Origin of the sequence: Nonomuraea sp. NPDC049158, from assembly GCF_040648335.1 — a bacterium.
Lineage (GTDB): Bacteria > Actinomycetota > Actinomycetes > Streptosporangiales > Streptosporangiaceae > Nonomuraea.
Window position 1 is genome coordinate 225,639 of sequence record NZ_JBEZDM010000008.1, and the last position, 21,355, is coordinate 246,993.

General features: G+C 66.9%; 16 protein-coding genes. 8 read left to right on the forward strand and 8 right to left on the reverse strand.

What is annotated here, in order from left to right:
• Positions 1 to 2: 2 nt before the first annotated feature.
• Entirely contained in the window at positions 3 to 6,530 is a 6,528-nt protein-coding gene (locus AB0B61_RS19995; RefSeq protein ID WP_358433612.1) for an RHS repeat-associated core domain-containing protein, read from the reverse strand.
• An 841-nt stretch (positions 6,531 to 7,371) separates the two neighbouring features.
• Between AB0B61_RS19995 and AB0B61_RS20000 the strand changes: the two genes are divergently transcribed.
• A complete protein-coding gene (locus AB0B61_RS20000) occupies positions 7,372 to 8,055 on the forward strand; it encodes a hypothetical protein (RefSeq protein ID WP_358433614.1) in 684 nt (227 codons plus the stop codon).
• A 912-nt stretch (positions 8,056 to 8,967) separates the two neighbouring features.
• Here the strand turns inward: AB0B61_RS20000 and AB0B61_RS20005 are convergent.
• The 3 genes from AB0B61_RS20005 to AB0B61_RS20015 form a co-directional block, all read right to left on the reverse strand.
• A complete protein-coding gene (locus tag AB0B61_RS20005) occupies positions 8,968 to 9,111 on the reverse strand; it encodes a hypothetical protein (RefSeq protein ID WP_358433616.1) in 144 nt (47 codons plus the stop codon).
• Positions 9,104 to 9,691, reverse strand: a complete 588-nt coding sequence (locus AB0B61_RS20010; protein WP_358433619.1) for a hypothetical protein — start codon at positions 9,689 to 9,691, stop codon at positions 9,104 to 9,106. The genes AB0B61_RS20005 and AB0B61_RS20010 overlap by 8 nt, the downstream gene beginning before the upstream one ends.
• A gap of 193 nt (positions 9,692 to 9,884) precedes the next feature.
• On the reverse strand, positions 9,885 to 10,076 hold the full coding sequence (locus AB0B61_RS20015) for a hypothetical protein (protein WP_358433622.1): 192 nt from the start codon (positions 10,074 to 10,076) through the stop codon (positions 9,885 to 9,887).
• Between the two features lie 107 nt (positions 10,077 to 10,183).
• On the opposite strand from AB0B61_RS20015, the gene AB0B61_RS20020 reads away from it, so the two are divergent.
• The 3 genes from AB0B61_RS20020 (at position 10,184) to AB0B61_RS20030 (ending at position 12,823) form a co-directional block, all read left to right on the forward strand.
• Positions 10,184 to 10,612, forward strand: coding sequence for a GntR family transcriptional regulator (locus AB0B61_RS20020; RefSeq protein ID WP_358433625.1), 429 nt, complete (start codon positions 10,184 to 10,186; stop codon positions 10,610 to 10,612).
• A gap of 197 nt (positions 10,613 to 10,809) precedes the next feature.
• The gene (locus tag AB0B61_RS20025; RefSeq protein WP_358433628.1) at positions 10,810 to 11,484 is read left to right on the forward strand and encodes a response regulator transcription factor; all 675 of its coding nucleotides are present in this window, start codon (positions 10,810 to 10,812) and stop codon (positions 11,482 to 11,484) included.
• Entirely contained in the window at positions 11,477 to 12,823 is a 1,347-nt protein-coding gene (locus AB0B61_RS20030) for an ATP-binding protein (protein ID WP_358433631.1), read from the forward strand. Before AB0B61_RS20025 ends, AB0B61_RS20030 begins: the two co-directional genes overlap by 8 nt.
• Before the next feature lie 116 nt (positions 12,824 to 12,939).
• Here the strand turns inward: AB0B61_RS20030 and AB0B61_RS20035 are convergent, their stop codons facing one another.
• Positions 12,940 to 13,809 (reverse strand): LysR family transcriptional regulator, encoded by an 870-nt coding sequence (locus AB0B61_RS20035; protein WP_358433634.1) that lies wholly within the window; start codon positions 13,807 to 13,809, stop codon positions 12,940 to 12,942.
• Between the two features lie 624 nt (positions 13,810 to 14,433).
• Here AB0B61_RS20035 and AB0B61_RS20040 point away from each other — a divergent pair.
• Both AB0B61_RS20040 and AB0B61_RS20045 read left to right on the forward strand, forming a co-directional pair.
• Positions 14,434 to 15,420: a neutral zinc metallopeptidase gene (locus AB0B61_RS20040; RefSeq protein ID WP_358433637.1), complete on the forward strand. Its 987-nt coding sequence runs from the start codon at positions 14,434 to 14,436 to the stop codon at positions 15,418 to 15,420.
• Between the two features lie 135 nt (positions 15,421 to 15,555).
• Positions 15,556 to 17,313, forward strand: coding sequence for an LCP family protein (locus AB0B61_RS20045; protein WP_358433640.1), 1,758 nt, complete (start codon positions 15,556 to 15,558; stop codon positions 17,311 to 17,313).
• A gap of 65 nt (positions 17,314 to 17,378) precedes the next feature.
• On the opposite strand, the gene AB0B61_RS20050 is transcribed toward AB0B61_RS20045, so the two are convergent.
• Both AB0B61_RS20050 and AB0B61_RS20055 read right to left on the reverse strand, forming a co-directional pair.
• A complete protein-coding gene (locus AB0B61_RS20050) occupies positions 17,379 to 18,137 on the reverse strand; it encodes a maleylpyruvate isomerase family mycothiol-dependent enzyme (RefSeq protein WP_358433643.1) in 759 nt (252 codons plus the stop codon).
• Between the two features lie 132 nt (positions 18,138 to 18,269).
• Entirely contained in the window at positions 18,270 to 18,764 is a 495-nt protein-coding gene (locus AB0B61_RS20055; RefSeq protein WP_358433646.1) for an ATP-binding protein, read from the reverse strand.
• Positions 18,765 to 19,457: 693 nt separating this feature from the next.
• Between AB0B61_RS20055 and AB0B61_RS20060 the strand changes: the two genes are divergently transcribed.
• Positions 19,458 to 19,733 (forward strand): hypothetical protein, encoded by a 276-nt coding sequence (locus tag AB0B61_RS20060; RefSeq protein WP_358433649.1) that lies wholly within the window; start codon positions 19,458 to 19,460, stop codon positions 19,731 to 19,733.
• Between the two features lie 35 nt (positions 19,734 to 19,768).
• Positions 19,769 to 20,101 (forward strand): hypothetical protein, encoded by a 333-nt coding sequence (locus AB0B61_RS20065; RefSeq protein WP_358433652.1) that lies wholly within the window; start codon positions 19,769 to 19,771, stop codon positions 20,099 to 20,101.
• A 440-nt stretch (positions 20,102 to 20,541) separates the two neighbouring features.
• On the opposite strand, the gene AB0B61_RS20070 is transcribed toward AB0B61_RS20065, so the two are convergent.
• The gene (locus AB0B61_RS20070; protein ID WP_358433654.1) at positions 20,542 to 21,303 is read right to left on the reverse strand and encodes an alpha/beta hydrolase; all 762 of its coding nucleotides are present in this window, start codon (positions 21,301 to 21,303) and stop codon (positions 20,542 to 20,544) included.
• Positions 21,304 to 21,355 lie beyond the last annotated feature (52 nt).

A 21,355-nucleotide genomic window follows, 5' to 3' on the forward strand; every position in this document is an offset into this window, starting at 1 on the left:
TCTTACTTCTTGAATCGCTTGTCGGTGAGCAGCTTACGCAGCGTGGTGTCCTTCCCCGCCTTCGCCGCCTTCAGCGCCTCTTCAACCGTCATCTCCAAGTACTCGCTCGGCATGACCGACTTGATGCTCCCCTTCCGGAAATTCGCCATGAAGTTCGACACCGTCATCGTGCGATTCTGAACGATGTCGCTGTCGGCGTTGAGCGAGTTCTTCGCGGCGAATCGTTCATCGGCCCGCCTGGCGGCTGCGGCCGCCTCGTCTGCTTTGTCGGCGCCGGGCGGACAGTTGTGGACGAGGATTTCCCTCTCGCCTGCCGCGACGTGATAGGTGCGGACGTTCTCAACGGCGAGGTTGTGGATGAGCGTGTTCTTGCTGAGGAACCGGACCGCGAGGACAGGCACGGCATCACCAGTGACATCACGCAACTTCACGCCACGGTGAAGGTTTGCGGCATTCGCCCAGTACTCGCGGCCAACCACCCAAAAGAGGTGCTCGGCTGTCGCGGTCACCGTTCCGGTTTCCTTACCTCGGTTGCCGTCGGTGTCGACGGTGATTTCCACGAGTTGCTTGCTGCCCTGGCTGCTGATGGTCGCGAGAACGGTTTCTGGCGTCGTTCTTCCCGTGCGCGGGTCGGTCGCGAGAACCCGGTCGCTTATTTTCACCTGCTCGATGGGCTTGCGAGTGCCGTCGGCCATGAGCACTTGAGTACCGGGTACGAAGCTGTTGCATTCCTTGACGGCTTGCTGAACATTTTTTTCAGCGGCTTGGACGCGCTTTTTGGAATCAAGATAGCGGTCCAGAGCACGCGTGGCGCGTCCACCCTTATCGAGGATTTTCTTGCCGATTTTTACTGCCTTGCTCCACTTCCATGGAGGGGCATACTTGACTGCGAGCTTGCCTGCCAGGCCGCCAACCAAGGACCCAAGGATATTAAGAGCGGTATCGCCACAGGCTGACAAGTCTCCTGTGGTGAAGCACTTGATTCCAGCCGTGATACCGAGTTCATCTGCAGCGATCTTGGCGAGGTCGAAGAGCGCGTCCATGAACTGCTGCCAGTACCGCTCGGCCTCCGCCTTCTCACGTGCCAACTGGTCCTGAGCGCACTTGACCTTGTTCTTCTTCCTCTCGCACTCGGCCTGAGCATTGTTGTCGCATTCCGCCTGGGTGTCGCAGGTCGGAGCGAGCCCGGTGGGGTCCGAATACCCAATGGGGTTGTTACCCGCGTAGCTGTACGGGTTGGCCCACTGCGGCCTCCGTAGATCCAGCAGCGCATCGGCGGAGATGAACTTGCCAATGCCGGCGTCGTAGAAACGGGCGGACAGGTAGACGAGGTCAGTACTGGCGTCCTCGGTCTTACCAAGGAACCCAAGATCGGTGAAGGGCAGTTCATCCCGGCCGCGTTGGTCACCGAAGGGGAAATAGCGCTGACGACGAACTTGTCCGGTGGTGTCGTCGATGGACATCTGGTTGCTGCCGTGCAGCCCGGCGGCCATCCAGGACAAGGTTCCCGACGCGCGCGTCGCTACCTGGCTGCCGTCGCCTGCCTCGTAGTAACGGGTGCCCATCACCTGACCGTTGACGAGGCGAAGCTCCATTGAGCCCAGGTAGAGAGTTGTGCCGTCTGGATCGCGGCGGATCAGGCGTTCACCGTCAGCGTCGTAGACGTTGCTGGTGGATTTTCCGTCGATGGTCGCCTGTTCCACCTGCCCCAGGGCGTTCCATGTGAAGGTGCCATTCACCCCGCCGACAGTGCGGTTGGTCAGTTGACCAGCGTTGTCGTATCTATAGCTGTTGGTTTCATTGGGGCGGTTGATGCTGGTCACCGCGTTCGGCCGGACGGCCGATGCGCCGGGGACCGGGTAGGTGTAGGTGCTGGTCTGCCCCTTGTCGGTGACGCTGGTGATGTTGCCGACCGCGTCGTACTTGTAAGACTGGTTGTACGGGTCGAGCCCGAGGCTGTCGGATGTCCCGCTCGCGCACGAGTCCTTGGTGGTGGTCCACGCCCCGGTTAACCGGTACAGCCCGTCGTAGTTGAAGCATTCCGACTGCCCGGCCGTCTGCCCCGGTACCGCTGAGGCGGCGTCCAGGATGCGGGTGATCTGCCCGGCCAGGTCGTAGGTGTAGCGGTCGTCCTGCACAACCTGCGGTGAGCTGGTGTCGGACTTGACCGTAGTGTTCATCTGCGACAACCAGCCGGTCTTGGCGTCCCACGTCAGATTGCGTTTGACCTGCCCGGTCGCGCCGTACTGCCGCTCGATCAACCGGCCGGTCGGCGAATACCCGGTGGACTTGACGTAGGTGAAGCCACCATCCCAGTCCGAGGTCAGCCCGTTCACCAGCCCCTGATCCGTGAGTGTGGTGGTGAGCGTTTCCTTCGGCAGCCCTCCGGCAGCGGGCATGGTGTACGTGGCGACTCCGCCACCGGGGTGGTAATTCACGGAGAACTGGTAGTCGCCGGCCAGCGCATCTTCCGCCTCAGGAACGGAAAGCACAGACCCAGTCGGCCGCCCTAGGCTGTCATACCCTGTCACTCGATCGACATAGGCGTTTCCGTTGTGGAAACGCGTAGCTGAGGTCAGTTGTCCCTTGGCCAAGGTGTCGTAGACCCATTCGGCCAGTTTCGTGCCCGTGCGCGGTTCACCCTGCCAAATGGCGGTCTTCCGGCCGAGATCGTCGTAGCTGAAGGAGACCTTGGTGCCGTTCCCGTCCACGGTCCAAGCCAGTCGACCTGCGGCGTCGTAGCCCTGGCTGGACGAGCCGGCGTCTGGGTCGGTCGCCGCGATCCGCTGTCCGCGCAGATCGTAGGTGAACGTGCGCACGTTGCCATTGGCGTCGATCTGTTTCGTCAGGCGGCCGTCGATGTCGTACTCGTACCGCGTGTCGTAGTGGGTGGCGCTGTCCACCCACTCCTCCGCCTTGGTCACCCGGTCACCTGCATCAACATGGGAGACCGTCTTACCGCCCACAGGCGGGGTCGTCTCGGTACGGTCCCCGAAGTAGGTGGTGGTACTACGACGCAACTCGGTGGTCGTGGACATGTCGATTTGAGCGGTCGCCCTGCCCAGCCCGTCGTAAACGCTGGTGGACCACTGGGGCAGCGAGGTCAATGCCGGGTTGAGCAGGCCTGCCCCCGGCTGCGCGGTGTTGTGCACCGCCCCGCTGGTGGCTGCGGTGAACCCGCGCGCGTCATAGGTGGTCACCGAGACGATGCGGCCTCCGGCAGGGGACGGGGCCTGTGTCTCCCGGCTCCTGCCGAAGCCGTCATCGTAGGAGTAGGTGGTCAGATATTTGGCCGAGGTTCCGTTGCCTGAGACAAGTCGTGAAATGGTGGTGCGCGCCGGGCCGGTGACTTTCCCGGCAGAGTCGGCGGGGATCTGGTACACCGCTGACGCCGCGGGAGTCCCGCCGCTCTTGGGCTGCAGAGCCGTCCAAAGTGTGGTGGTACGGCTTAGCGCGTCGTAATCGATGTTCACATCGTTGCCGTTGGCGTCACGCAAGCCGACGACTGCGCCGTGCTCGTAGGAGGTCCACGTGGTAGTGGCATGCCCGAGCGGGTTTGTCGCGGTGACGCCGTTGATCGGATGGCCCGTTGGCGGGTTATAAACCGTCGTAACAGTCTTACCCAGCGGGTCGGTTCCCGAGGTCTCACGCCCATAGCTGTCAAAGGTGGCTTTGACACTCGTGTAGTCCGTAGGACTGGCGTAGGTGCGGGTCTCGGTGGTGTTGCCCCGGGTCGGCGTGTTGCCTGTCTCGCTGGTGGCGCTGTCGTAGAGCGTGACTTGCTTGCCCAAGAAGGCGCCCGCAGTGCAGTCATCTCCCGTGCGGCGTTCGGTCACAGCCGGATAGCTGATCATCCACGCGCCGTCGGCGGCATTCCGTGCGTAGGTGGTGCTGGTACAGGTGTTGTCGGCAGCGTTGCCGGTCTCGCCGTAGTCGTTGATCTTTGTTGGGAGCCCATCGGCGTTGTAGGTGGTGGCACTGGTCACATACCGCCAGCCCGAGCTGACCTTTTCCCGTTCTACCTGCCGTACCGCCAGAGCGCGGTAGGGATGGTCGTGGCCACTGGCCGACGTTCCGGTCTGTTCGATGCGGTAGTCCTGGCGGGAGGAGGCTTCCTCCGCGAGCCCGGCGGGTTCACGGCCGCTGTTGGGGCAAGCGCCCAGCAAGGTCCACACCGCGTCCACACCCGGCTCACCGTAGGCGCTGCGGGAAGCCTCCCATTGCTGGTTCTTATGGCTGACCCGCGCTCCGGCGGGGTACGAGAACCGGTTGCTGTCCCAGGCGGGATAGGCACACTGATAGATCGGCTCGGCCGTGCTGGTGGCACGGAAGGTCTGCTCCTGCGCCGTCTCACCGGCCAGTCGGTTGTCGTCGTTGACGGTGTTGCCGTCGAAGTCGGTCACAGTCTGGTCGGGCTGTGGACCGTCGACCAGTTGTTCGCCGTACAGACCTCGATAAAAGGTGCTGCGGGTGATCGAAAGCCTTTGAGGGTCATTAGCCGTGGTGTAACCCTTGGTGACCTCCACGGTGCGGTATCCGCGGTAGTCGGTCCATTCGCCACCCCAGCAGCTCAGGATTCCCACCGGGTCTGAGCATCCGAGCGAATCACGGTGCTCGACCCAGGTCAGGCCGCTGAAGCAGTACCATTCGCCGCCCGACTCCCAGCAGTCATTTCGGTCATAACCCACAGTGCGGTCGTATCGGCCGCGCACGAACGCCGAACCGCCCAGGTAGCGGTAGCGGGTCCACATATCCGGTGAGCCGCCGACCAGGTCTTTTTCAACGACCTGAGCGACAAGCCACTTGTTGTAAACGGACCCGACGTGCTCATACGACTCGTTCGGGGGCACCCCGACCGGATTCAGCCCCTCGTAGACCCAGAAGCAGTCGTAGGTCGCTGCGGTCCGCGATCGTTCGAAGGAGAGGTTCTCAGGGTCGGGGCAGCCGGTGGGCTGGGTGTAGCGGACCTCGATCCGGCCTCCCATGCCATTGTCGACAGCCGCGATCCGCAGCAAACGATACTCGCCGTAGAAGTCTTCGTCGTAACCGACGCGGTTGGCCAGCTCGACACCGGTGAAGCGGGCGGGTGGCAGGGGGATGTCCGGGCCGTTACCGGCCAGGCCCACCTGCCGAATGCTGTCGATCCACCCCAGCTCCGGAATCCGGGCGAGCTCCAGTCGCGATACGTCGCTCCACGCGGCAGCCGGGTTCCACGCCTGGGTGGTGATGGTGTTCAGCCAGCGAGTGGTGAAGAATGACGGGCTGTTCCCGCACTTGACCTCAGGGCAGATCAGATCGTCCGGACGGCCGAACTGGCCCTGCAACGGCCGGTCGGTCATGGCGAACACCAGGCGTCCAGTCGGCGCAGAACCACTGACATGAATGTTGGACCCGTAGGCGATCTCAGCCAGGTAGCCGCCGCGATCGTAGCGAACCACGTTGTCGCTCACCTGACCGCAGGACGAGGAGCCGGCGAAGATGCAGTAGGAGTTCTGCTCGACGGTGTAGCTGTAGTCGACGACGTTACCCTTGGGATCGGTTTCCCGATCGAGCATCCACCGGTACGGCGCAGTACAGAACGCCCGCAGATCGTCGTAGGCCTCATACTTGTCGTAGCACGGCTCGCCCTCGTCGGGCTCGATGTAGCCGAACTGCCAGCTGGCGTCCCGCCGGTAACCGAACCGGTAACTCGTACCTTCCTGGGTGGTGATCTGCCAGAAGGGCAGGCCGGACGGCGCGCCTGTGGCGATCTGCTGGATCTTCCATCCCAGATCCGGCGTGGTCTTCCACCCCCCCGTGCCGGTGTCCTTGACCACCGTCACGGACCGACCGCCCACCGACAGCGTGATGTCCCCGGCATTACACGGATGCGAGCCGAACGAATGCAGGTCGCAGCGCTTGTACCGCTGTTCGATGAACCCCGTCCCGGTCAGGCTCCATCCCAGGCCCACTGCCCCGGCCTGATTGTTGGAGTTCGAGGTCAGCCCGTCAATCGAGGAGGACGAATAATTCAGTGAAACCTCAGGGACGAATCCCGAGGGCGACGGCGGCATCCGCAACGGGTAGGAGTAGGTGAAATCTCCCGCTGACAGGCCCACGGTCCACGTCCCGGCCGGGTTCAAGTCGGTGGCCGCGAACGATCCGGTGCCGTCATCCGCCGTAGCTGCGGGCGTGCTGGACACCACATACACCGTGTCCGCCTCCGCCATGCCCTTGACAGGCGCGGCAATGATGGCGGCGGTAAGCGTGCCAGTTTTCACATCGTTACCGACGGGGACCGGCCGCCACATGGCACGGGCTCTCTTCAGGCACTGAGGGGACGGAGTCTTCTCCAGCGCACAGGCAGGCTGGGGAAACAGCGCCAGACGAGAGGCGAATCCGCCCCCGTGCGCGTCCTTGAAGCCTGAATAGTCCACGGCCACGGTAATGAAGCCAGGATCACCGGCACCGTCAGACCGCGTCGCCCGTACAGCGGTCCCCACGCCGCCCAGCCGCTGAGCCGTCGCATGGTCGAAGGTTTGGATGCGCACCCGCGCAGGACGTCCCTCACCAGGCTGGCCTTGCGGTAACGGCTTCCGTTGCTCCGGTTTCTTGGCTGGCTTCTGCTGCTTGCGTGGGTTGCCCACCTTGAGCGGCTGGTCGGTCTCCCTCTTGGCAGCGATGGGATCAAGACCCGTATGCCCTGACACAGGTGGCCCAATACGGACTGCAAGTCCCGGCACCGCGACCGGGGCGCCAGTCGAGGCCACAGCCACCTCAGCCTCACCCGCGCGGGGCCATACGGGCGGCTTTGGCTTATTCAAACGCGTCCGATCTTCGTCGCCGACTAGTGCAGCCGGCGTCGGGGCCTTCCGGCCCGCAACACTTATCTCCTCATGGCGGTTCAGTTCAGCAGCGTTCGCCTGAGGCATCTGGAGCTGTGGAACCCACCCACTGGACATAAGCAACGCAGCAACAGTTGCGAATACGACCGTCATAAACCGCACGCTCACCAACGAACACTCCAGAAAGACAGCACGTAAAGGAGTCAGACCCGATCCACAAAGGCGAACAGACTAGAAATACCCGTAAAGATCATGTCGCAGCAGACATAGATCCGTAAAGATCTCTTACGCGAAGCAATTCCGACACCTTGCTCGCACAGCAGACCAAAGATGATGACGTTGCATGTCAGAACCACCAGGCTCGCACCAGCAAAGGCGTTAGTGTGATGCAAATCACTCATTTTATGCTCGACGCATACAACTGGTACGGGTGTAGCTCGTCCTGAGTGAGTTTCTGAGCTGGGCTTTTATGGCCGCGACTGTTTGATCGGGGAACCGCCCTCTACCGTGGGTGCAGGCGTGTGAGGCGGTGGTGACGGGGGGTTCGTTGCTGGAGGAGTTGGCGCGGCGGGAGGCTGTGGTCCTGCAACGGATTGAGGAGATCCGGGAGCAGATCGCCGCTTTGGAGTCACGGCTGGAGGCCGAGCAGGACCGGTTGTCAGCGCGGGCCGCGTCGCTGACGCATGATCAGCTGGAGGAAACCATCGCCGAGCAGGGGCGTGAGCTGCTGCGCCAGCTCCTGCAGGCGCACCTGGACCTACGGGCGTGGCGTGAGCAGCAGGCGGTTCTGGCCGCCCGCCGCGACGGCGCCGGGCTGGCCGCGCCTGACGGCGTGGTGCGCCGACGGGTCGAGATGGGGCATCACCGTCTGCTGGCCACCGTGGTCGGGACGGTGACGGTCACCCGGTGTGCCTGGCGCGCTCCGGCAGTTCGCAACGTCTATCCGGCGGATGCGGCGTTGTCGCTGCCGGCGGTGCGGCACTCGGCCGGGCTGGCCAAGCTGGCGGTGGCCGAGACGGTGCGTGGCTCGTTCGACACCGCGTACGCGGCGATCAGCGCGCGCTGCGGCCAGGTGATCGGCAAACGGCAGATCGAACACCTCGTGGCCCATGTGTTGCCGGACACTCGTTGCGTCCATGACGGCGCCACTCGTGATGGGCATGTAGATTCCGGCATTTCAGGCAGTGGTCGGAGGTGTGCGCGCGAGCCCGTGGACACCCTGTCACCGTGATGCTCATGATGGAGAACACGTCGTCAAACCGGTGAGGCTCACGGTCATGCGGAAGATTCGTGGGCATGCTGTCGCCGGGTTGCGGGCAGGTGGCAGCGACGGGTGGCGGTTTGATCAGCTTCCGCGAGGGGCGATGAGCAGGTGGCCGCCCGCGATCATGGCCATGATCGACCAGAGTGGCGTCTCATGCAGACTCAGAACGCGGGCCGCGCCGATCGCGGCAGCGATCAGTGCGTTGAGGGCTTCGGCCAGGCGGGATCCGAGAGGCTTGAGGGCGCAGGCATCTGGGGGAACCGGACCAGCGCGATGTTCGCCTGCACCCCCGCGCGGCCTCGGCGTCCAGAACCACGATCACAGCGGTCCTCATCCGATCAGCCTCGCCCGCAGACTCGGCCGGGCGACAGGGGGAAGCGGTGCTGCGGTCGGCCCGACCCTACCCACCGCTCATGATTGCCCGGCCGGAACGAGCAAGCCCGACAGCATGTCCATGACTACGAACGCCCACATGGTCCCCCACCAGGCCGTACGCCCCTCATGCTCACCCCTGTGTCGCTCGGCGTGGTCTACGACGCCGAACCCGCGCCCCGGCGCCCCCACGATGTGATCGCCGCCCCGGGCAGACGAGCCGGGCAGTGCCGACCGCGGGCCAGACCACGCGCGGAGCGCAAGTGGCTGTGCGGCTCCATCATCACCGACCCCGGTACTGTGATCGCCAAGGTCTTCGACCACGCCGAGACCCGCGACCCCACGCACGCCCGTCCCTGGGTCGTACTCGTCGACGGAGCCCCGCCACCAGCTCAATCTGATCGACGCCGAGGCCGCCCGCCGCGACATCAGCGTGCACATTGTCATCGACTTCGTCCATGTGATCGAAAAGTTGTGGGCTGGGGGATCGCATGGCGGCCGGGCGGTCTAGGTGCGGCCGGTGATACGCCGCCGCAGCCAGCGCAGGCCGTTGACGAGAGGGTCGTAGATCAAGACCATCGCGACGGTGGCCAGCGTGCCGACGACGGCAGTGACTATCACGGTCAGCGCGTAGATTTCGCTGCTAGACATTCTCGCGCCGCAGCTCGGACACGTGCACTACCAAGGCCCGGGCAAAGGTGAACGCCAGCGTGTGCAGGTCGTCCCGTGGGACGTCCCGCAGGACCGGCTGACGACCCGGGGATACGACCAGGCCTTTCACCCCCCACGCGCAATAATCGCCCGAACTGTACACATGGGCCTCGCGGCGCAAGTACGGGCATACGGTGATCGCTTCCGGCAGGCAGCCTCGACAGATGGGCGGCTTGCTGAGGCGTCCAGAAGCGGCAGGCGGCTCAACGTGGAAAACCCACGTGAGGAGCCCAGTGTCCGGGTCGGAAGCCGGCCCCTGACACACCTGGCAGAGTCTGCTCAGCATGCATTCCTTCTGCCGCAACGTGTGAAGCTCGTCGTACAGGACTTTCCCGCGGCGGAGCGTCTTCTGCCGGGCCCACATCACGCCCATGTCCCAGTCGCTCGACGTGGGGTCGGTGTAGGACAGCCGCACCCCACTCGATGACCATGTATCCCTGATGAAGGTGAGGTTGAGCGCGACGGTCTCCTCGCTGTAGGCGGTGACGTACGGCACGACTGCCTGAGCGGCGATCACCATGGATCCCCCGTCTGGAACGGCAACTCCTGCGGGGACGTGACCCATGGCAGAGGTGCCGGCTTGGGCCGGACATTCGGGCGCGGTCCGGGGATCCTGCGGGGCGCGGCGGCGGCGCCTGGGACGGTGTCGCCGCCGCGCCCGTTGGATGCCTGGCGTGCAACGCGGTGACGCGCGCCAGACGGGCTCGATGACATCAGCGGCTCCCGACCGCCTGCCGCCATGTACACGCGATGGCGAGCCCGGTGCCGACGATGAGCGCCTGCCGGTCAGTCTGCGCAGTGCGCACGCGGCCGGAGTCCAGGTGGGTGACGAAGAACGCGCCGTCGCCGAACTTCACGATCTCGCAGTCGGGGACGTACGGAGCCGGTTCGGAAGCATTGGCCATGGCGTCGAAGCTATCACATGTACGTACAGGCAAACAGACTGTATATGTGTCTATGCATACACGCGTACAAGATAACAATATGTCTGTGTGTCTATACCCTCACCTCTGTGGAGATCAATGTGCGCTCGCACGTACCCGTCTACATCCAGGTCGCTACCGGCCTGCGCGAAATGATCAGCACTGGCGAATTGGCCGCCGGCCACGTCTTCCCGGGCGAACACGCGATGGCGCAGGAGTACGGAGTCGGGCGCGAGGCCGTGCGCAAAGCTCTCGGCGTACTGCGCCAGGAAGGTCTCGTCGCAACCAAGCGCGGCGAAGCCTCCTACGTCCGGGCCCAGCCGGAGCGGCGCCGCATCGAGTTGGAACCAGGCGCCCGCGCCTGGTTCCGGCAGACCACGCCAGACGAGCGGATCGACCTCGGCATCGACGAGGGCGTCGGCCTGGTGGTGGTCGAGCGGGACGGCGAGGAGACCCGGCTGCTGCCAGCCGATGAGGTGGTCCTGACCGCGAAGAGACACAAGGCTCGCCAGAGCTGAGGAAGACGCGGACGGGACCAGTGACGGCGCACCGGCCCGCGCTGTGTCAGGTGGGATACCCCGGTCTATAGGTACCTATGCGGCCGCGTGCGCCCTCTTGCGCACGGGGGGACATTCCTTAGGCGAGTCTGAGACCAGCTGAGACGCCTCTCAGCCCTCTCAGCGTTGTCTCAGGGGAGGAACGGGAGAATCGCCACATGAGAGTACTTGTCGTCGAGGATGAGCGGCGGATGGCGGCCGCGCTGCAGCGGGGGCTCCAGGCCGAGGGCTTCGCCGTGGACCTCGCCCACGACGGCGAGCAGGGACTGCACGCGGCCAGGCACGGCGACTACGACATCGTGGTGCTCGACATCATGCTGCCCCGGCTGTCGGGCTACAACGTGTGCAAGCAGTTGCGCGCCGAGGAGAACTGGGTGCCGATCCTGATGCTCTCCGCCAAGGACGGCGAATACGACATGGCCGACGGCCTCGATCTGGGCGCCGACGACTACCTGACCAAGCCCTTCTCGTACGTGGTGCTGGTGGCCAGGCTCCGCGCGCTGCTGCGGCGCGACTCCGGGCGGCGGCCCGCCGTGCTGACGGCGGGCGATCTGACGCTGGACCCCGCGCGGCGCAGGGTGGAGCGGGGTGAGCAGGTGATCGAGCTGACGCCCAGGGAGTTCGCGCTGCTGGAATATCTGCTGCGCCGGCGCGACGAGGTGGTGTCGAAGTCGGAGATCCTGGAGCACGTGTGGGACACCTTCGACACCGACCCGAACGTGGTGGAGGTCTACGTGGGCTATCTGCGGCGCAAGGTCGACGTCCCGTTCGGCAGGAACGCGCTGCAGACCGTGCGGGGCGCGGGCTACCGGCTGGCGGGCGACGGTGGCTGACTCGCCGCTGCTGTGGTGGCGCCGCCAGGGGCTGCGTTTCCGGCTGACGGTCGTGGCCGCCGCCGTCCTCGCGCTCGCGCTGGCCATCTCGGCGTCGGTGCTGCTGACCGTCCTGGACCGGGCCCTCATCGGCACCGTGGACGACTCGACCCGGCAGCAGGCTCAGACCGTGCGGGTGCAGGCCGACGCGGGCACGCTGACCAGCCCGATCGCCACCCACGACGGCACGATCGTGCAGGTGATCGACGAGGCGGGCCGCATCACGGACGTCACCTACGGCGCCGACCGGCTGGTCCCGCTGCTGGACGCGCGGGAGCGGGCCGAGGTGCTGCGCGACGGCCAGGCCACCTTCCTGGACGGCCGGCCCTTCGCGATCTCGGGGCCGCTGCGCGTGGTGGTCATCAGCGCCGACCACGGCAGGACCGTGGTCGCGGCACGGCCCATCGGCGAGATCCAGACCAGCCTCGGGACGGCCGGCCGGGTGCTGCTGGTCGGCACGCCGATGCTCATCGTGGCGCTGGCCGTGGCCAGCTGGGTGGTCATCGGCCGGACGCTGCGGCCGATCGCCGCGCTGCGCAGGGGCGCCGCCGAGATCACGCACACCGCCAGGTCGCGCCGGCTGCCGGTGCCCGAGTCGCGTGACGAGGTGCACTCGCTGGCCACCACGCTCAACGACATGCTGGCCCGGCTGGAGGAGGCCGAGCAGCGTCAGCGGGCGCTGGTCTCCGACGCCGCGCACGAGCTGCGCAGCCCGCTGGCCAGCATCCGGCTGCAGCTGGAGGTGGCGCTCGGCCATCCGGAGGGCCAGGACTGGCCGGAGACGGCCGAGGGCGTGATGGAGGACGCGATGCGGCTGTCCAGGCTCGCCGAGGACCTGCTGGCGCTGGCCCGCCTGGACGAGCGCGGCGGCGTGCCGGCCAGGCGCGAGCCGGTCGATCTCGACGAGGTGGTGCGCCAGACAGTCGACAGGTACGGGGAGGCCCGGCTGACCGTGTGCGATCCCGTCGTGGTCCGCGGCGACGCGCTGGACCTGAGCCGGGTGCTGACGAACCTGGTGGACAACGCCGTGCGGCACACCTCGTCGAAGGTGGAGGTGGCGCTGACCGCCGACGGGGTGCTGACGGTGACCGACGACGGGCCCGGCATTCCCGAGCAGGATCGCGAGCGGGTTTTCAACCGGTTCACCCGGCTGGACTCGGGCCGCAGCCGCGACGAAGGCGGCGCTGGGCTGGGCCTGGCCATCGTCCGGGAGACCGTGCGGGCGCACGGGGGCGGGGTGCATCTGGAGGACGCCGCACCGGGGCTGCGTGCGGTCGTACGACTACCTGTGGCGAGATGAGGAGGGGGTTCGCGCACGGGGGTTCGTGCGGGGTTCGTGCGGGGGGTTCGTGAGGGGGTGAGTCCTCGCTTCCGGCCGGGCGCGGCGGCGGCCGAAGGCGATGTGCTCAGGACGGGTCAGGCGGCGCTGCCCTTTTCGGCGGCGGCCAGAAAGTCCTGGGCGATCAGCGGCAGGCGGCGACGGGCGTGCACGACGGCGATGACGCGGCGGACCGCGGGTTCCAGCGAGCGCACCACGAGGCCCGCCCGGCCGGCCTGTTCGGCCATGCCGCGGTACCACAGCAGTGACGCCTGGCCGGTCCGTACGGCGTTGAGCCAGCCGTTGCGCTCGTCGGTTTCGAGCACCACGACCGGGCTGACGGCGTACTTGCCGAACATCGCGTCGAGTTCCCTGCGCCGGACGCTGCCCCGTGCGGGCAGGGCCAGGCGCATCCCGTCGAGCTTGCCCATGGGTACGGGATTGGGCAGTTCGAGGCCGGGTGGGGAGATCAGCACGATCTCCTGGCGTTCGAGCGGATGGGTGATCAGATCGGTGGGTACGGGGAGATCGGTCAGGCCGAGGTCGGCCCGCTGATCCCTGATGGCGTTGACGACGGCGTCACGGCCGTCACAACGGACGATGTGCACGCGGACACCTGGGTGCTCGGCGGTGTAGGCGGGCAGCAGCCGTCCGGCCAGGCCGGGTTCGAGGCTGGGGGTGGAGGCGATGCGGAGCTCCGCCTCCCCTGTGCTGCCGTGGTTGGACAGGCTCTCGATCTCGTGTACGGCATCAAGAGCCTCCCTTGCCAGTTTGACCACCCGCCGGCCTTGTGCGGTGACGACGACACCGCGTCCGGACCTGGCGAAGAGCGTCATGCCGAGTTCCCGTTCCAGATCGCGGATCGCGCGCGACAGCGCAGGTTGCGCGATATACAGCGATCTGGCCGCGTCGGTCATGGTGCGGTGCTCCGCAGTCGCGACCACGTAGCGGAGCTGCTGGAGGTTCATGTCAAAGAAGCTAGGACACCAGCTGCCGTGCGGTCCGGGACATAGCAGAGATCACCTCGAATGATTTCGGACCGTAGCCGGGCACCGCGACTTCTGTGACGGGTGATAAATCGGTATGCTTCTGCCCCAAATTCGGCAAATGTCCAACCAGTGACGCACCAAGTCACTCTTTACGGACAACCGAGTAAAGGGGGATACACGGTGACAGGCAACGGGCAGCATCCACCCCCGCCTCAGGGGCCAGGTCAGCCGCAGCGGCCACCGTCGCGGCCGTGGCCGCCGCCGGGTCACCGTCAGCCGCAGTCCCAGGGTTACGGTCATCCGGGGCAGCAGCCACCTCCCCCGCCAGGACCGGTCTATCCGCCGCCTCCGCCGGGGCCCGTCTACCCGCAGGGGCCGGTGCATCCCCCGCAGGGCCAGCCGTACGGGGCGCCGCCTCAGGGGCAGCCGTACCCGCCCCAGGGGCAGCCGTACCCGCCAAGCGGGCAAGGGCAGCCGTATCCGCCGGGCGGGCCGTATGGGCCGCCACAGGGCGGCTCCTGGCATCCTCAGCAGCCGCCTCCTCCCCCGCGTCCGCCCATGCCGCCGGGGCCGTGGGGGCCGCCGCCGCGGAAGAAGTCGGGCATGGGGGTGGTCGGCATCCTCGGGGCGGTGTTCGGCTCGATGGCGGCGCTGTTCGTGCTGCTCGTGATCGCCGCGGCGATGCTCAAGGGCTCGTCGAGGCCCGACACGACCACGCCGGTCGCCATCCCCTCGTACACCTACGACGACGACCGGACCCCGTCCCCGTCACCGTCCGAGTCGCGGAGTGAGACCCGGTCGAGCGAGCCGACGGCGACGCGGTCCGCCGAGCCCGAGACACCGACCCGGCCCACGCTGAACACGAGCACGAGGAACAACACCCTCTACCGGGTCGGCACCCTGCCCAGGGTGAGCTGCCCGGCGGGTGGCGCGAGCATCTTCAGCCACAGCCAGCTCAAGGCGCTGATCCTGAAGACCGGCAGGTGCATGGACCGGGCCTGGGGGCCGATCATGCAGAGGCAGGGCATCCGGTTCACGCCGCCGAGCTACTCGATCGTGGCCACGCGCGGCAGGGGCGCCTGCGGCGACTATCCGTCGCCGGGGAGCATGGTGCCGTACTACTGCCCGCGCAACAACACCATCTACGCCTCCACCTCGGCCATGGCCAGAGGCAACGGCAACGCCCGCGGGTACGGGGAGATCATCTCCTGGCACGGCGGGATCATCAGCATGCTGGCCCACGAGTACGGGCACCACGTCCAGAACATCTCGGGCGTCATGGACTCCTGGTGGAAGCAGACGGTGGACTCCAGCAGCCGGAGCGGCAAGCTGGCGCTGAGCAGGAAGCTGGAGCTCCAGGCGACCTGCTTCGGCGGCATGTGGATGCGGTCGGTGGCCGCGTCCTACCCGGTCAACACCGCGAACCGCGCCCGCCTCTTCGCCTTCTACGGGCAGGTGGGCGACTACCCCGGATATCCCCGCGACCACGGCAACAGAGTGAACAACAACCGGTGGTTCCGTCAGGGCTGGGAGAGGAACCAGGCCTACCAGTGCAACACCTGGATGGCGGCTTCGTCGACGACCTCCTGATGTCATGGCCTGTTCATCTCAGGTTGGGTACATGTCTTGGATGTCCCTATATGGGAGCTAGACTCCTGGCAATCTTGTGCCCTACGGGGTGTAAAAACCATGGCTTTCGCCAGGTAGGCGTGTGAAGGAGCCGGTGTGAGCAAGCGCGATGGGGTGGACACCGCGCCCGAGGGCAGAAAACGGCGCGCTCCCCGCCGCTCGGGCACAGGGTCCGAAACCGGACCAGGAGAGGGTTCGGACGCCGGCCGTACCGGCGAACCGCCGGACGCGGACGACACCCCGCAGAACCGCGCCCCCGCCGACGGCTCATCACAGGACGACCCCACAGACGGCTCACCGCGGAACGGCGCCCCCACGGGCAAGGGCGCTCGCGGTCCCGCGCCCTCCGGCGCCGGGCGGCCCAAGTCTCGGCCGCGGGCGGGCTCGGGGGCGCCGCAGTTCGCCAAGCCGCTCTCCACGGGCGGTCTGCTCGGCTGGACATTGCTGTCCGCCATCGTCCCCGGCGTCGCTCACCTGCGCGCCGGGCGGCGTCGTACCGGCCTGATCCTGCTCGGCGCGTACGTGATGCTGCTGCTGGCCGGGCTGGCGTTCTGGCTGACGCGCAACAACGACAACCTCGCCCAATTGGTCGGCGCCGACATGCAGATGACGGTCATCGTCATCGCCGCCGTGCTCGCATTGGCCTGGTTCGCCGTCATCGTGCTGTCGTACGTGGCGCTCGGCCCCAACCGGCTGCACCAGCAGGGTCAGATCGTCTCGGGCATCGTGGTCGGCGTGCTCTGCGTCTCGGTCATGGCCCCCTTCGCCTTCATCGCGAACACCGTGCTGACCTTCCGCGACGCGTCCCAGAAGATCTTCATCCCCCTCGCCCAGAGCACTGACCCGAGTATCGCGCCGATCAAGAAGAACGATCCCTGGAACGGCAAGAACCGGGTGAACTTCCTGCTGATCGGCGGCGACGCGGCCGGCGACCGTACCGGTGTGCGCACCGACAGCATGACGATCGCCAGCGTGGACATCGCGACGGGCAAGACGGTCCTGTTCAGCCTGCCGCGCAACCTGCAGCACGTGCACTTCCCGACGACCTCGCCGCTGCGCAAGCAGTTCCCCAACGGCTTCATGGCGGAACTGCCCAACGGCGGCCTGCTCAACGAGGTCTGGCAGTACGCCACTGAGAACCCGCAGATCATGGGCGGCAAGAACAGGGGCCCGCGCGCGCTGATGGACGCCATCGGCTACACGCTCAACCTGAAGATCGACTACTACGCCATGATGAACATGTACGGCTTCGCGGACCTGGTCGACGCCATCGGCGGCCTCAAGATCCGCGTCGAGCGCGACATCAAGTGGGGCGGCCACTTCGGCACCGCGGGCACGATCAAGGCGGGTTACAAGAAGCTGACCGGCGAGCAGGCCCTGTGGTACGGCCGGTCGCGGGTGGACAGCGACGACTTCTCGCGCATGGCCCGCCAGCGCTGCGTCATCGGCGCGTTCGCGCAGCAGGCGACGCCCGACAAGATCCTGTTGAACTTCGGCAAGATCGCCGAGGCGACGAAGCGCCTCGCGCAGACGAACATCCCGCAGGAGCTGCTCGAGCCGCTCGTGGCGCTGGCCCTCAAGGTGAAGAGCGCCAAGATCACCAGCTTGCAGTTCGTGCCGCCGGAGTTCCTGTCGGGGCGTCCCGACTGGCTCAAGATCCGGCGGGCCGCGAAGAAGGCGATCGACGACTCGACCCGCCCGGCCCGGAGCGCGCAGGCGGCTGACGTCACGTCCTCGCCCGACACGCCCACGACCAAGCCGACCCGTTCGTTCGTCGCCGCCAAGCCGACTCAGACGCCCACCCAGAACAGCCAGAAGGGCGCCAAGAGCCTGTCGGAGCTCTGCGGGCTGTAAGCCCCCGCCCCGCCCGTTGTTTCTCCGGTCGCACCCACCCGGTGCGGCCGGAGAGCGCTACTGGGTCACTGGGTCGCGAGGGACAGGAGCCGGCGCAGGTAGGTGACCTGCTCGGGGTCGCCGGTGACCGACACCTCGCCGCCCCTGCCCCACACCCAGCGCAGCAACTCGTCGGGCGCCCCCGACACGACGGTCCGCGCCTGGTCGACCGCCTTGTCCGCGGCCTCGTCCGTGACGGTGACCTCGGTGGGCGTGGCCCGTACGAGCCAGGCGCGCTCTCCGCTGACGACCGCGATCGCCCCCTCGAGGTCGGGGCGCACGGCCTCGGCGAAACTCTCGGGATAGTGGGCGAACTCGTGCGCGAGCATCACCTTGAGCCCCTCGTCCACCCCGTCGAGGGCCAGGTCGTCGGCGGCGGGCGTGACGGGCAGGCCGGCCGCGAGCTCGGCGTCGACGCGGTGGATCACCGTCTCCTGGGCCATGCGCCTGATCCAGAACCCGACGGTCTGGTCGGGGTCGTACCAGGTGAGCGCGTATTCCTCCGGGGCCCTCGCGGCGAACTCCGCCATCAGCTCGGCATAGGCCCGGTCGAGCACCGCGAACGGCTCCTCACCGGACAGATCGGGCGGCCACGGCGTCGGCCACTCCCCGCGCAGTATCGTCTCCGCCTTGTGCAGGTAGACCTCTGTGATGTGCGCGACCAGATCGGCGGCGGTCCACCCCGGACAGCTCGGCACGGGCGCCGCGTCCGGCGCGGCGGAGGCCGCGGCTCTGAGCAGGCCGTATTCGTCGGCCAGGCAGGCCAGCAAGCGAGGGGCATCCATGGGACCCACCCAACCACGCATCCCCGGCACACGGCATCGCATTAAAACCGGCGGCGTGTCGCTGTGAACGACCGGCGGATCGAACAGGCGCCCCCACAGCGCCCGTTCCTCTCCCGCTCCGGCGGCTAGGTGCTAGGCGGCGCTACCGGGCCCGCTCCCCGCGAACAGACCGCCCCGCCGTACGGCCGGCATCCTGGGACGCCGGTACGGCAACGCGAACCACGTCGCCTTCCCGATACGCCCCGGACTGGTGACGTACTTCTGCGGATGACATCCCCAGAAGCCCTCGGAGAGCGCGGCGACGATGCACAGCCCCCGCCCGCGCTCGGCATCGGCGTCGACCACACGGGCCACCGGCAGCGGCGGACCGCAGTCCACCACCATGCACACGATCTCCTCGGGATCGGCATGAAGCACCAGCTCATAGGGTGCCTCTCCATACAGAAAGGCATTTGTCACCAATTCGCTGGCCATGAGCACGGCGTCATCGACGAGATCGGGACTCAGTTCCAGTCCGGTCAGCGCGTCACGGACGACCGTTCGGGCATACCGGACGGCCTGCACGTCTTCGCGCAGGGGCCAGGCATGCTGGGTGTGTGTTCGCGGGACGGATCGCAGTGGGGTCATGGCTTCTCCTTCCGCGTTCAACTGTCGAAACGTGTACGGAAGAGAGGTCAAAAAAGGCGGATCTTGAAAAATCGTTTTTCGCCGGACCCACCGCGCACCACGACCCACCGCGCACCGCAACCCGCCGCACATGGGGGTGACGTCCGGCAAGCCCTGACCCCCAGCCGCAGCCGGCCCCCGTCCGATCGGCGCATGGCCCGCGCCGACCCCCTTTCGCCGCGCTGACTCCTTCCACAAGGACATGTCAGCCCCACGCCAGCGATACGAAAGCCGAAGCGGCGAGCATGATGTCCGCAGCCTCGAAATCCCTTGGAGATTCGCGACAAAAGGAGGGTCGCATTGAGAACGACAGCACGGTTACTCGCGATGACGACACTGGTCGCAGGCATGGCGCTCATCACGGCGCCCGCGGACGCCGCCACGGGAACACTGATTCTTTCCACCAGCCCCGCCGGGCAAAGAATCGTGTATAACAATCCCACGGCCGGTTGTTACAGCAGCACATCAGCCTTCAACAATGTCACAAATCGCACGAATGTCGCCGTCACCGTTTACCAAGGAACGCACTGCCAGGGACCGTCCCTCATCATCGCTCCGGGTACGAGTCCCGTGCCGGTCGGAGACCGTTTCAGCGTCTCCGTCCCCGCTTAAGGGTTTCCGATCCAGAAGAAGGGATGAAATATGCACAATCGCATGGCAAGGCGAATAGCCGTCGGCGTGGTCGGCCTGGGCCTGGCGCTGACTCCCGTGGTCCCCGCATTCGCGGCGCAGAGCAGCTCGGCGGGCCGGCAAGTGGCGGGCCCCGCGCAGGTGGAGAGCCACCAGGAATGGGGCGGCTGGTATTCCAGCCTCGACAGCTGCGCCGAAGTCGGCCGGGCATACGTTCACCAAAACGGCGCTAGAGGATTCACCTGCCGGCCCCTCAACGGCCAATGGGCCCTCTGGATCGTCTACGACCCCTCCCCCTGATCTTCGATCCGATGAATCAAACTCAGGAGAGAACAGTGCGAACGATCAAGAAAGCCGCGACGACGCTCGCGATCACGGCCGCGCTCGCCGCCGCCGGCATGACACTGGCCGCGCCCACGTGGGCGGACAGCGCTCCGTCCGCCGCGCAGGCGAACGCCGTTCCGGGAGTCTGGTACATCTTCAATTTCTATCCGGACGAGGGCACCTGCGAGGCGCAGCGCAGATGGGGCGCCAGTCAGGGCTGGTGGACCTGGGACCATTCGGCCTGTGCGACCAATGGGCGGGACTGGGCGCTGTTCCTCTACTACGACTCGGCCCCTTCGGCGAAGCAGGAGCCTCTTCTTCCCGAGGGTTGGCACCGAGCCTGATTGCTCGGCGAAATAAGAGATAGCGGGAAAAGGTGCCTTCTAATCTGTTTGGCGGCGACTTGCTGGGGTCGCAGCGAAGACAGAGCGGAAGGCACCTTTTCGTAGCGGAATTCGGGCGCTGGCGCGCGGTGACAGTGCGTGGTCAGCCAAGGCTCCGATGATGGCGGACCGCGAGGCGGTCCTGCAGCCGGGCGTGGCGGAACAACGTGGTACGCCGGAGATAGCCACAACACCCAGGAGTGGAGCGAGGCAGCCGTTGTCGGGAAGTACTGCGTCGGCGGCTGGAAGAACGGCCAGCGCATCGGGTTCCCGTGTTTGAGCGTCCAGTAGGCGTACCGTACCTGTGATCATCAAGCGCCTGCCTCGCCGGCCGCGGGGCAGGCGCTTCCGCGCGTCCGGCGGGACCGCGGGCGCCGATCGTGCACGCACTCGGTTGATCGCTACGTGCGGGCGTGCGGGCGGAGGGTGGCGAGCCAGCGGTGAAGGAGGCCGGCGAAGGCCTGGGGGCGTTCCAGATGCAGGAAATGCCCGGTGCCGTCCCACGTGACCATCTGTGACCCGGAAGGTGCGGGGATCGAGGACTCCCACGCGGCCGGCTCGCTCAGCGAGCGGACGCAGAGGACCGGGCGGGTGCGCCTGGCCAGGTAGCGGCGCGTCGCGGGACGGGCGCCGAACGCGTCCGGGCCCAGGTACATGCCCTCATAGCAGGCGGCCAGCACGTGGCCGGGAGTGGCGAGCAGCTGGGCGCGTACGTCGGCGGGCAGGGTGTCGAACTGGCGGACGGCGGCCGCCGCGCCCCTGGCCCGCAGGGCGGCCAGCCGTTTGGCGAACAGCCGCTCCTCGGCGGCGTCCGCACCGTAGGCGGGATCGACGACCACCAGCGCGGAGACATGTTCGGGGTGCTCCACCGCCAGGGCGGTGACGACCTGGGCACCCATCGAGTGCCCCACGGCGACGACCGGTCCGGCGTCGAGGCGGTCGAGCAGGGCCACGAGGTCCTCCGCCAGGTCGGTAGGCCGGTAGCCGTCCACGGGCGCCGGTGACCCGCCGTGCCCGCGCAGGTCGGCGGCGATCACCCGGTGACCCGGCTGGAGCGCGTCGGCGATGGGCGCCCACGTACGGGCGTGACCGCCCCAGCCGTGTACGAGCAGCAGGGTCTCGCCCTCGCCGCGATCGGTGTGGCACAGCGCGATGGGGGCCATCAGCGTGAGCCCTGGCGGATCATGGGACGCCCTCCCTAGAAAGCGCTTTCCC

Excerpts from the sequence above, each read along its gene's own strand:
- AB0B61_RS20070 (WP_358433654.1), bottom strand. The coding sequence starts at position 21,303 with ATGGCCCCCATCGCGCTGTGCCACACCGATCGCGGCGAGGGCGAGACC.
- AB0B61_RS20015 (WP_358433622.1), bottom strand. The coding sequence starts at position 10,076 with ATGGCCAATGCTTCCGAACCGGCTCCGTACGTCCCCGACTGCGAGATC.
- AB0B61_RS20005 (WP_358433616.1), bottom strand. The coding sequence starts at position 9,111 with ATGTCTAGCAGCGAAATCTACGCGCTGACCGTGATAGTCACTGCCGTC.
- AB0B61_RS20025 (WP_358433628.1), top strand. The coding sequence starts at position 10,810 with ATGAGAGTACTTGTCGTCGAGGATGAGCGGCGGATGGCGGCCGCGCTG.
- AB0B61_RS20055 (WP_358433646.1), bottom strand. The coding sequence starts at position 18,764 with ATGACCCCACTGCGATCCGTCCCGCGAACACACACCCAGCATGCCTGG.
- AB0B61_RS20060 (WP_358433649.1), top strand. The coding sequence starts at position 19,458 with ATGGCAAGGCGAATAGCCGTCGGCGTGGTCGGCCTGGGCCTGGCGCTG.
- AB0B61_RS20010 (WP_358433619.1), bottom strand. The coding sequence starts at position 9,691 with ATGGTGATCGCCGCTCAGGCAGTCGTGCCGTACGTCACCGCCTACAGC.
- AB0B61_RS20040 (WP_358433637.1), top strand. The coding sequence starts at position 14,434 with ATGGGGGTGGTCGGCATCCTCGGGGCGGTGTTCGGCTCGATGGCGGCG.
- AB0B61_RS20050 (WP_358433643.1), bottom strand. The coding sequence starts at position 18,137 with ATGGATGCCCCTCGCTTGCTGGCCTGCCTGGCCGACGAATACGGCCTG.
- AB0B61_RS20035 (WP_358433634.1), bottom strand. The coding sequence starts at position 13,809 with ATGAACCTCCAGCAGCTCCGCTACGTGGTCGCGACTGCGGAGCACCGC.